The 12,004-nt window shown below is 74.3% G+C and carries 2 protein-coding genes and 1 pseudogene; 2 read left to right on the forward strand and 1 reads right to left on the reverse strand.

Going from position 1 to position 12,004, the window contains the following annotated elements:
• Positions 1-7 precede the first annotated feature (7 nt).
• Positions 8-931, reverse strand: coding sequence for a proline iminopeptidase-family hydrolase (locus ACSU6Z_RS24075; RefSeq protein ID WP_437048643.1), 924 nt, complete (start codon positions 929-931; stop codon positions 8-10).
• A gap of 374 nt (positions 932-1,305) precedes the next feature.
• Between ACSU6Z_RS24075 and ACSU6Z_RS24080 the strand changes: the two are divergent.
• Positions 1,306-6,858 (forward strand): annotated as a pseudogene (locus ACSU6Z_RS24080) (SDR family NAD(P)-dependent oxidoreductase); the annotation flags it as partial.
• Positions 6,859-7,033: 175 nt separating this feature from the next.
• The gene (locus ACSU6Z_RS24085; RefSeq protein ID WP_437048645.1) at positions 7,034-11,998 is read left to right on the forward strand and encodes a type I polyketide synthase; all 4,965 of its coding nucleotides are present in this window, start codon (positions 7,034-7,036) and stop codon (positions 11,996-11,998) included.
• The last annotated feature ends 6 nt before the right edge of the window (positions 11,999-12,004 follow it).

Raw genomic sequence — 12,004 nt, forward strand, 5'->3', positions numbered from 1 at the left:
TTCTGAATCAACGGGTCTGCTTGTTCTCTGCGCTCTGTATTTCGCGGAGGAATTCGATCAGTACCGGAAAGAAGCGTTCCGGCTCTTCGAGGTGCGGCATGTGGCTCGAGTTCTCGAATATTTCCCAGCGGGCCGTGGCGATGCCGTCGAAGTACGGTTGCACGGTGGCCGGAGTGGCCTCGTCGTGGCGTCCGCTCAACAACAGCGTGGGAACCCCGATGCGCGGAAGGACGTCTTCGACAGACCAGTCCTTCAGGGTTCCGATGACATGGAATTCATTGGGCCCGTTCATGGCGTGGTAGACGGTCGGATCGTCATTGATCTCCATGAAGGTGGCCAGGTAGTCCCGCGGCCACGGAAGGACGCGGCACACATGCCGGTCGTAGAAGACCCGCATGGCCGCGAAGTACTCCGCGGTGTCCGTGGTGCCGGCGGCCTCGTGCCGCACCAGCGTCGCCTGCACATCGGCCGGCAGCCGTTCCCTGAGGACCTTCATCTCCTGGAGCCACAGCGGCATCGACGCGGGCGAGTTGGCGATCACCAGGCCCCGCAGCCCCGCCGGGCGGTCCCCGGCGTGGGAGGCGGCCAGCATCCCGCCCCAGGACTGCCCGAACAGGATGTAGTCGTTCCGGATTTCCAGGTGCCGGAGCAGGTTGTCCAGCTCGTCGCGGAAGAGCTCCACGGTCCAGAAGTCCGTCCCCTTGTCCGGGAGCCGGGTCGAGCCGCCGTTGCCGAGCTGGTCGTAGTGGACGACCGGCCAGCCGGCGTCCGCGAGCGCCGTCATGCTCAGCAGGTAGTCGTGCGTGCTGCCGGGGCCGCCGTGCAGGACGACGACGGGTGGCAGCCCGCGGCGCAGGTCACCGGTGACGCGGTACCACGTCTCGTAATCGCCGAAAGGGACGGTTCCCTTAACAGACGGTGTCGACGACATGTTCCCCCAGCCCGGTGTCGGTGTTTTGCAGTCTGGACGCTGGGAACGCTATAGCAGCGTGTACGGCCGGGAAGACCCCTAGCAGCCCCTACGAGCCCTTATCCGGTATGGGTCCGGATCTTCTGCGAAAGGGATTCGCAGCGAACGGCGATGACATCGGGGCCGCTCCCTCGTTAATTCTGTGTTACACCCCCAGGTAATCCGCGGCGGCTCCTGCGCGCCCACGTGGGGGCGACCGCTCCGAGGGCACCGGTAGGGGGAGCTAGGGGGGTCTATGGGTGGTCTGCGGCGCCGGGTTCCCCGTAGCGTTCGGAGGGACATTCCGAACGGGTTCAGGGGGTTCCTGGGTGGAAAGCGAGAAAAAGCTTCTCGACTACCTCAAGCGGGCAACGGCCGACCTTCGGGAAGCGCGCCGCCAATTGCGCGAGGCCGAACGCAGGGACCACGAACCCATCGCGATCGTCGGCATGAGCTGCCGCTATCCCGGCGGGATCACGTCCCCCGACGGGTTGTGGCGACTGCTGGCGGAGGGCCGGGACGGCATCGGTGAATTCCCCGCCGAACGCGGCTGGGACATCGAGCGGCTGTACGACCCCGATCCCGACAAGCCGGGAAAGACGTACGCCCGCGAGGGCGGTTTCCTGCGCGACGCGACCGCGTTCGACGCCGAGTTCTTCGGCATCGGCCCCCGCGAGGCGCTGGCGATGGACCCGCAGCAGCGCCTTCTGCTGGAGGCGTCCTGGGAGGCCCTGGAGCGCGCCGGACTCGACCCCCACGCCCTGCGCGGCAGCCGCACCGGCGTCTTCTCCGGCGTCATGTACCACGACTACGCCTCGCGCCTGACCACCATTCCCGGCGAGGTGGACGGCTACATAGGCAACGGCAACTCCGGCAGCGTGGTCTCCGGCCGCGTCTCGTACACCCTCGGCCTCGAAGGCCCGGCGGTGACGGTGGACACCGCCTGCTCGTCGTCCCTGGTGGCACTGCACTGGGCGATCCAGGCGCTGCGGAGCGGCGAGTGCTCGCTCGCCCTCGCCGGCGGAGTCACCGTCATGTCGGTGCCCGACACCTTCACCGAGTTCAGCCGGCAGCGCGGGCTCGCGGCCGACGGCCGGTGCAAGGCCTTCGCCGAGGCCGCGGACGGCACCGGCTGGGGCGAGGGCGTCGGCGTGCTGGTGGTCGAGCGGCTCTCCGACGCCCGGCGCAACGGCCACCGGGTGCTCGCCCTGGTGCGCGGCAGCGCCGTGAACCAGGACGGCGCCAGCAGCAGCCTCACGGCGCCCAACGGCCCCTCCCAGCAGCGCGTCATCCGTGCCGCGCTGGCGAACGCGGGGCTGCGGCCCGGTGACGTGGACGTGGTGGAGGCGCACGGCACCGGCACGGTTCTGGGCGACCCGATCGAGGCGCAGGCCCTCATCGCCGCCTACGGCCAGGACCGCGCGGCCGACCGCCCCCTGTGGCTGGGCTCCGTCAAGTCGAACCTGGGGCACACTCAGGCCGCCGCGGGCGTCGCCGGCATCATCAAGATGATCATGGCGATGCGGCACGGGGTGCTTCCCAAGACCCTGCACGTGGACGAGCCCTCGAAGAAGGTCGACTGGTCGGCGGGGCGGGTGGAGCTGCTGACCGAGGCCAGGCCGTGGCGGAGCGAGCGGCCCAGGCGCGCGGGGGTGTCCTCCTTCGGGATCAGCGGCACCAACGCCCACGTCATCATCGAGGAGGCCCCCCGGCCCGACGAGCTCCCCGCGCACCCGGAGGCCTGCCTCCGGACACCGCCCCTGGTGGTGAGCGCCCGTACGGCCGACGCGCTGAAGGCGCAGGCCCAGGCCCTGGTGGAGCTGCTGGAGGAGGAGGACGCCCCGGATCCGGTGGACGTGGCCGCGGCGCTCGCCACCACCCGGGCGCAGTTCGAGCGCCGCGCGGTGGCCGTTGGCCCGGACCGCGAGGAGCTGCTCACCGGACTGCGCGCGATCGCGGCGGGCGGGAACGCGGCGGGCGTCGTCCGGGGAACCGTCACCGAGGGCCGGCTGGCGTTCTTGTTCACCGGTCAGGGGGCTCAGCGTGTCGGCATGGGCGCCGGGCTGGCGGAGGTGTTCCCGGTGTTCGCCGACGCCCTGGACGAGGTGTGTGTCCATCTGGATCCGCTGCTTCCGCGTCCGCTAAGGGAGGTGTTGTTCGCGGTGGAGGGGTCGCGGGAGGCGGCGTTGCTGGAGCGTACCGAGTACGCCCAGCCGGCGCTGTTCGCCCTGGAGGTGGCCCTGTTCCGGCTGGTGGAGTCCTGGGGGGTGCGTCCCGACGTCGTCATGGGCCACTCCATCGGCGAGATCGGCGCCGCGCACGTGGCGGGCGTGTTCTCCCTGGCCGACGCCTGCGCTTTGGTCGCGGCGCGCGGCCGGCTGATGCAGGCCCTGCCCCCGGGCGGGACGATGGCCGCGGTGCAGGCCGGCGAGGAGGAGGTGCGCGCCCTGCTGGCCGGGGCGGACGACGCCGCCGTCGCCGCCGTCAACGGCCCCGCCTCCGTGGTCGTCTCCGGTGCCGCGGCCCGGGTGGAAGCGGTCGTGGCAGCGGTACGGGCCAAGGGCGGTAAGACCTCCCGGCTGAAGGTCTCCCACGCCTTCCACTCCCCGCTGATGGAACCGATGCTCACCCAGTTCCGGCAGGTCGCCCAGGTGCTGCGGTACGCCGAGCCGCGCATCCCGCTGGTGTCGACGGTGACCGGACGCACCATCACGACCGGCGAGGTCACCTCACCCGAGTACTGGGTCGGCCACGTCCGCGACACCGTCCGCTTCAGCGACGCGGTACGCACCCTGGCCGACGACGGCGTCACCACCTTCCTGGAACTGGGCCCCGACGCCGTACTGAGCGCCATGGCCGCCGACACCCTGCCCCAGGACGGCGCACACTGCCTCCCGCTGCTGCGCCGGACCCGGCCCGAACCCACCGAGGCCCTCACCGCCCTGGCCCACCTGTGGACCCACGGCCACCCCGTCGACTGGACCGCCCTGCACACCACCCCCACCCGCCACATCGACCTGCCCACCTACCCCTTCCAACGACAGCACTACTGGCTGGAGGAAGCCCCCGGCGGCCCCGCGGACGCCACCGCACTCGGCCAGACCGCCACGCACCACCCCCTGCTGGGGGCCGTGCTGCACCGTGCCGGAGCCGAGGAGACCATCCTCACCGGCTCCCTGAACACGACCACCCACCCCTGGCTGGCCGACCACCGCATCATGGGCACCGTCCTGCTGCCCGGAACCGCACTGGTCGAACTCGCCATCCACGCCGGCGACCACACCGGCACCCCCCACCTGGAAGAACTGACACTCCAAACACCCCTGATCCTCCCGGCGGACCACAGCCTCGACCTCCAGGTCACCGTCGGCGCCCCCGACGACCAACGACGCCGCGCCCTCACCATCCACACCCGCCCCCACACCCCCCACGCCCCCTGGACCCAGCACGCCGAAGGCACCCTCACCCCCCAGCCCACCCACCACGACCCCGACGACGACCTCACCACCTGGCCACCCCCGGGCGCCGAACCCATCCCCCTGCACCACACCTACGAGACCCTGGCCGACCAGGGCTACCACTACGGCCCCACCTTCCAAGGCCTCACCGCCGCCTGGAGCGACGGCGACCACCTCTACGCCGAAGTCACCCTCCCCGACCAAGCACACCACGACGCCGACGCCTTCGGCCTCCACCCCGCCCTCCTCGACGCCGCCCTCCACGCCAACCTCTTCGCCGAGGGCGACAGCCGGGCGGATGCCGTGGGACCCCGGCTGCCCTTCGCCTGGAGCGGGGTGACGGCGCACGCCGCGGGCGCCACCGCGCTGCGGGTACGGGTGACCTCCCGCGGCCCCGACGAGGCGTCGGTGCTCGCCGCGGACGCGACCGGCGTCCCGGTGATGTCGATACGCTCGCTGGCCGCGCGGGCCGTCGGCGCCGAACAGTTGACGGCGGGCGGCACCGGGGACGGGACCGACGTACTCCTGCGGCCCACCTGGAGCGAGCGGGCCCAGTGGCCCGCGGCCGAGGAGCCGGCCGGTGACTGGGCGCTGATCGGCACGGACGCCGACGCGGGGATCGCCGCGGCCTTCGGCGACAACGTCCCGGTCTACGCCGACCTGACGGCGCTCAGCGCCCTCGCGGGTCCCGCGCCGGACCACGTGGTCCTCGTCTGCGCCGCCGGCTCGGCGGACGACGGGGCGGACGGGCTGCTCGACCGGATGCGCGCCGCGACCACCCGGGTGCTGGAGACCGTGCAGGGCTGGCTCGCGGACCCGAGGTTCGCCGACTCCCGCCTCACCGTCCTCACCCGCGGGGTCACCGGGCCGGAGCCGGCGCGCGGCGCCGTCGTGGACCTGGCCCGCGCCCCGCTCGCGGGCCTGGTGCGCTCGGCACAGAGCGAGCGACTGGAGGCCCGCATCCTGCTCCTCGACTGGGACGGCACCACCTCCTCCCAGGAACGGCTGCGCGCGGCCGCCACCGCTACCGGCACCGAACTCGCCCTGCGCGACGGCGCCCTGTGGGAGCCCCGGTTGGTCGAGGAGCGGCAGGCCCCCGCCGGCTCGCTGCACGCGGCGCGCCTGGACCCGCGGGGCACCGTACTCATCACGGGCGGCACCGGCGGCCTCGGCGCCGCGGTCGCCCGGCACCTGGCCGACCGTCACGGTGTCCGCCACCTGCTGCTGGTCAGCCGCCGCGGCGAGAACGCGCCCGGCGCGGCGGAACTCCGCTCCGAGCTGGCCGCGTCGGGTGCTCGGGCGCGCCTCGTGGCCTGCGACGTGGCGGACCGCGCCGCGGTGGAGAAGCTGCTCGGCGAGATCCCGGCCGACCGACCGCTCACCGCCGTCGTCCACACGGCCGGCGTCGCCGACAACGGCCTGATCGGGACCCAGACCGCGCGGAGTCTGGACACGGTCATGCGGCCCAAGGCCGACGCCGCCTGGCACCTGCACGAACTGACGCGCCATCAGGACTTGGCGGCCTTCGTGCTGTTCTCCTCGGCGGCCGGCTACTTACTCGGCGCGGGGCAGGCCAACTACAGCGCCTCCAACGTCTTCCTCGACGCCCTCGCGCGCCACCGCAGGGCCGAGGGACTGCCGGGCCTCTCACTCGCCTGGGGCCTGTGGTCCGAGACCTCGGGCATGGCGGGCGAACTGGGCGAGGCCGACCTGCGGCGGATGCGGCGCATGGGCCTGCGCCCGCTCGTCACCGGCTCCGCACTCGACCTACTGGACGCGTCGCTGGCGGTGGACGCCCCGGTGCTGGTGCCGGTCGGCGTGGACATGACGGTGATCGGCTCGCCGGGCGGTCCGGTGCCGGCGCTGCTGCGGACGCTGGTGCGCACCCCGGTGCGGCGGGCCGCCCCGGCCCCGGCGCCCGCGTCCGCCGCGGAGGCGCTGTCCATGATGGAGGCCACCGACCGCACCCTGCGCCTCCTCGACCTCGTACGGGAGAACGCGGCGGCGGTGCTCGGCCACTACAGCGGCGAACTCATCGAGCCCGGCAAACCGTTCAAGGACGTCGGTTTCGACTCGCTGGCCGCCGTCGACCTGCGCAACCTGCTCAACGCGGCCACCGGTCTCCGGCTGCCCGCGACCCTGGTCTTCGACTTCCCGACCCCGGCCGCGCTGGCCGCGCACCTGGCGACCGAGCTGGCGCCCGCGCTGTCCCAGGGACAGCCGCTGTTCGCCGAGATCGACCGCCTGGAGTCGGCGCTGCTCGCCTCGCCACCGAGCGACGATGGGCACGAGCCGGACCACGCCGCGGTCACGGCCCGTCTGGAGACGCTGCTGCGCAAGTGGCGGGACCGGCACGGCCCGGCGCTGAGCGCCGGGGTCCGCCCCGACTTCGAGTCGGCCACCGACGACGAGCTGTTCGCCGCGCTGGACGGCGAGGTCGGACTGCCGTAGCGGAGGACGGGCCTCAAGGGGCGGACCGGAACCGGTCCGGGCGCCATGGCCCGCCCCGGCCCACGACACCGCGGCGCCCCGGCCCCGGCTTCCCGCGCCCCCGCACTCCTGTCATCCCGGGCCCCCGCCCGCAGCCCCATCCGGCTCCGACCGACCCCAGATTGGTTCAGACACGATGGCGAACGACCAGAAACTGCGCGAGTACCTGCGGCGCGCGACGGCGGACCTGCACGAGACCCGCCGCCGTCTGCGCGAGGTGGAGGACGGCCGGCACGAGCCGATCGCCATCGTCGCGATGGGCTGCCGCTATCCGGGCGGGGTGACCTCCCCCGAGGACCTGTGGCGCGTCGTCGACGAGGGCATCGACGTGGTCGGGCAGTTCCCGGCCGACCGCGGGTGGGACATGGACACCCTCTACGACCCGGTGCCCGGACGCACGGGCCGCAGCTACGTCCGCGAGGGCGGCTTCCTGTACGACGCGGCCGACTTCGACCCGGCGTTCTTCGGCCTGAGCCCCCGGGAGGCCCCGGAGACCGATCCCCAGCAGCGGCTGCTCCTGGAGACCACCTGGGAGACCTTCGAACGGGCGGGCATCGACCCGGCCACCCTCAGGGGCAGCAGGACCGGCGTGTTCGCCGGGCTGATGTACCACGACTACGCCGGCGGCAGCACCGCGGGCAGTCTGGTGTCGGGGCGGGTCGCCTACACCTTCGGCTTCGAGGGCCCGGCGGTGACGGTGGACACCGCGTGCTCGTCGTCGCTGGTGGCGCTGCACCTCGCGGCCCAGGCGCTGCGCGACGGGGAGTGCTCGCTCGCCCTCGCCGGCGGGGTGACCGTCATGGCGGGCCCGGGCATGTTCGTGGAGTTCAGCAAGCAGCGCGGACTCGCCCCCGACGGCCGCTGCAAGTCCTTCGCCGGTGCCGCCGACGGCGCGGGCTGGGCCGAGGGCGTGGGCGTCCTGCTGGTGGAGCGGCTCTCCGACGCCCGGCGCAACGGGCATCCCGTCCTCGCGGTGGTGCGCGGCTCGGCCGTCAACCAGGACGGCGCCAGCAACGGCCTCACCGCGCCCAACGGCCCCGCCCAGCAGCGCGTCATCCGCCAGGCCCTGCACAACGCCCAGCTCGCCACGGGGGACGTCGACGTGGTGGAGGCGCACGGCACCGGCACCGTGCTCGGCGACCCGATCGAGGCGCAGGCCCTCATCGCCACCTACGGCCAGGACCGGCCCGCGGACCGCCCCCTGTGGCTGGGCTCCGTCAAGTCGAACATGGGGCACGCGCAGGCCGCCGCCGGCGTCGGCGGCGTCATCAAGATGGTCGAGGCCATCAGGCACCGCAGGCTCCCGCGCACCCTGCACGTCGACGAGCCGACGCCGCAGGTCGACTGGAGCGCGGGCCACGTCCGGCTGCTGACCGAGCCGGTCGCCTGGGACAGCGAGGCACCGCGCCGGGCGGGCGTCTCCTCCTTCGGCCTGAGCGGCACGAACGCCCACGTCATCATCGAGGAGACACCCCCCGAGCCGGCCGGGGCGCCCGCGCCGTCCGCCGTCCGGGGCCCGCTGCCCCACCTGCTCTCGGCGCGCGACGAGCGCGCGCTGCGCGCCGCCGCGGCCCGGCTGCGCACCCGGCTCACCGTGAGGACGGACGACACGGCGGCCGACGTGGCCTTCTCCCTGGCCACCACCCGGGCCGCCTTCGACCGGCGGGCCGTCGTCGTCGCGGACGACCGCGAGAGCCTGCTGCGCCGCCTCGACGCGCTGGCCGCGGGCGAGGAGAGCACCGGCGTCGTGCGCGGCACCCCCCAGGGCCCCGGCGGCCGCACCGCCTTCATGTTCGCGGGCCAGGGCTCCCAGCGCCTCGGCATGGGACGGGAGCTGTACGCCTCCCAGCCCGCGTTCGCGGCCGCCTTCGACGCCGTCACCGCCGAGCTCGACCCCAAACTCGCCATCCCCGCGCGCGACGTGATGTGGGCGGCGCAGTCGGAGCGGAACGCGGCCGAGCTGAACCGCACCGGCCATGCCCAGGCCGCGCTGTTCGCCGTCGAGGTCGCCCTGTTCGGCCTGCTGGAAAGCTGGGGCGTCCGCCCGGACCTGCTGATCGGCCACTCCATCGGAGAGATCGCCGCGGCCCACGCCGCCGGCGTGTTCACCCTTCCCGACGCCTGTGCCCTGGTGGCCGCCCGCGGGCGGCTCATGCAGGACCTGCCCGCCGGCGGCGCCATGGTGGCCGTCGAGGCGGCCGAGGGGGAAGTCCTCCCGCTGCTGGGCGACGAACTCGGCGTGGCCGCCGTCAACGGCCCCTCGGCCGTGGTCCTCTCCGGTGCCGAGGACGCCGTTCTCGCCGCCGCCGAGCACCTGCGCGAACGGGGCCGCAAGACCTCCCCGCTGCGCGTCAGCCACGCCTTCCACTCGCCGCGCATGGAACCGATGCTCGAGGACTTCCGCAAGGCCGTCGAGGCGATCCCGATGAACGCGCCCCGCCTGCCGATCGTCTCCAACCTCACCGGAAGGCTCGCCACCGGAGGCGAACTGACCACCGCCGACTACTGGGTGCGGCACGTGCGCGAGACGGTCCGCTTCGCCGACGGCATCACCACCCTCCTCGAACACGGCGTCGGCACCTTCGTCGAACTCGGCCCCGGCGCCACCCTCACCGCCCTCGCCCGGCAGTGCGTCACCCCCGACGCCGACCGGCCGGACACCGCCTTCGTCGCCCTGCTGCGCGCCGACCGCCCCGAGCCGGCCGCCCTGTTCACCGCCCTCGCCGAACTCCACGTACGCGGCACGCCCATCACCTGGCCCGCGGTTGCCGGGAACTGGGGCGGCAGGCGGGTGGACCTGCCCACCTACCCCTTTCAGCGGCAGCGCTACTGGTGGGACGAGGACAGCGCCACCCCCGGCGCAGGGGGCGGCGCGGCACCCGCCGACGCGGGCGACACCGCCTTCTGGCACGCCGTGGAGCACAGCGACGGCGCCGCCCTCGGCGACGCGTTGCACGCGGGCGACGCCGAGCGCGACGCGCTGAACGCCGTACTGCCCCTGCTCGCGTCCTGGCGCTCCCGCCGTGTGCGGGAGGCCACCGCCGACGCCTGGAGCTACCGCGTCGACTGGCAGGCCCTCGGTGAGCCCGCCGCCGACACCGCCACGACCGGGGCCTGGCTCGTCGTCACCCCCGACGAGCCCGCCGCCGACCGCTGGGCCACCGCACTCGGCGAGGCCCTGGCCGCCCGCGGGGCGACGGCCCACCGCGTCACCGTCGACGACGGCGAACTGGCCCGCCTCGGCGGCGCCGGAGGGCCGGCCGCCACCGACGACGCCCGGCGCGCACTCGGGGACCGGCTGCGCACCGCGCACGGCGACGGCGAGCCGGTGCGCGCCGTGGTCTCGCTGCTCGCCCTCACCGCCGGCGCGCACGGCCTCACCGCCACCGTCTCCCTCGCCCAGACGCTGGGCGACAGCGCCGCCGACACCCCCCTGTGGTGCCTGACCAGCGGGGCCGTCGCCGTCAGCGGCGCCGAGGAGCTGCCCCATCCGGAGCAGGCCCAGGTGTGGGGCCTCGGCCGGGTCGTCGCCCTGGAGCACCCGCAGCGCTGGGGCGGCCTGGTCGACCTGCCGCCGGTACCCGACGAACGCACCGCGGCCCGCCTGGTCTCCACCCTCGCGGCCGGGGAGACGGACACCGGGCCGGAGGACCAGGTCGCGATCCGTGCCTCCGGCACCTTCGGGCGCCGCCTCGCCCACGTCCCCGCCGACACCAGCATCGAGGGCGCCGGTACGGGCTGGACTGCGCACGGCACCGTCCTGGTCACCGGCGGGACCGGCGCCCTCGGCGCCCACGTCGCCCGCTGGCTCGCCCGACGCGGCGCCGACCACCTCGTCCTCACCAGCCGCCGCGGCCCCGAGGCGCCCGGCGTCGGGGAACTGTCCGCCGAACTGACCGCGCTCGGCACCCGCGTCACCGTCGCCGCCTGCGACGCCGCCGACCGCTCCCAGCTCGCGGCGCTCCTCGACACCCTGCCCGCCGAACACCCGCTCACCGCCGTCATCCACACGGCGGGCGTCCTGGACGACGGCGTGCTGGAGTCCATCACCCCCGACCGGCTCGAGGGCGTGCGCCGCCCGAAGGCGGAGGCGGCACGCCACCTGCACGACCTCACCAAGGACATGGACCTGACCGCGTTCGTCACCTTCTCCTCCGTCGCCGGACTGCTCGGCAGCGCGGGACAGGGCAGCTACGCCGCCGCCAACGCCTACCTCGACGCCCTCGCCCACCACCGCCGGGCCCTCGGCCTGGCCGCCACCTCGGTGGCCTGGGGCCCCTGGGACGGCGGCGGCATGGCAGGCGAGGAGGCGTCCCAGGACCGCTCCTGGTGGCGCGGCCTCGCCCCGATGGACGCCGACCTGTGCCTCACGGCGCTCCAGCGCGCCCTCGACGCACGGATCCCGTGCGTCGGCGTGCTCGACGCCGACTGGCCGCGGCTCGCGGAGGGCTTCACCGCGAGCCGGCCGAGCGCGCTCCTCGCCGGCCTCCCCGAGGTCCGCGCCGCCGCCACGCCCGGTCCCGGCACCGCCGCCGGGACCGCGGAGGCGGCCTCCGGCCTGGTGGCCAGGCTGGCGGCGCTGCCCGAGAGCGAGCAGCGCCGCGAAGTGCTCGACCTGGTGCGCGGGCAGATCGCGCTCGTCCTCGCCTACGACGGCCCCGGCACGGTGCAGTCGAACCGCGCCTTCAGCGAACTCGGCTTCGACTCGCTCACCGCGGTCGAGTTCCGCAACCGCCTGACCACCGTGACCGGGCTGAAGCTCCCGGCCACCCTGCTCTTCGACTACGCGAGCCCGGACGTCCTGGCCGCGCACCTGCACGGCGAGCTGTGCCCGGACGGGGCCGGCCCCGCCGTGCCCGTCCTCGCGGAGCTGGAGCGCATCGAGTCCGTGGCCGCGGCCCTCTCCGCCGAGGAGATCGAACGCAGCCGCATCAGCCACCGGCTCCAGGAACTGGTCGACGGCCTCAACGCCCGCACCGGCAAGGCCGCGGGCCCGGACGGCCCCGCGGTGGCGGACGCGGCCACGGTCGCCGGCCGCCTCGACAACGCGTCGGCCGAGGACGTCTTCGACTTCCTCGACAAGGAGCTCGGACTCTCCTGACCCGCT

It is taken from the genome of Streptomyces sp. enrichment culture (assembly GCF_964273145.1).
Taxonomy (GTDB): domain Bacteria; phylum Actinomycetota; class Actinomycetes; order Streptomycetales; family Streptomycetaceae; genus Streptomyces.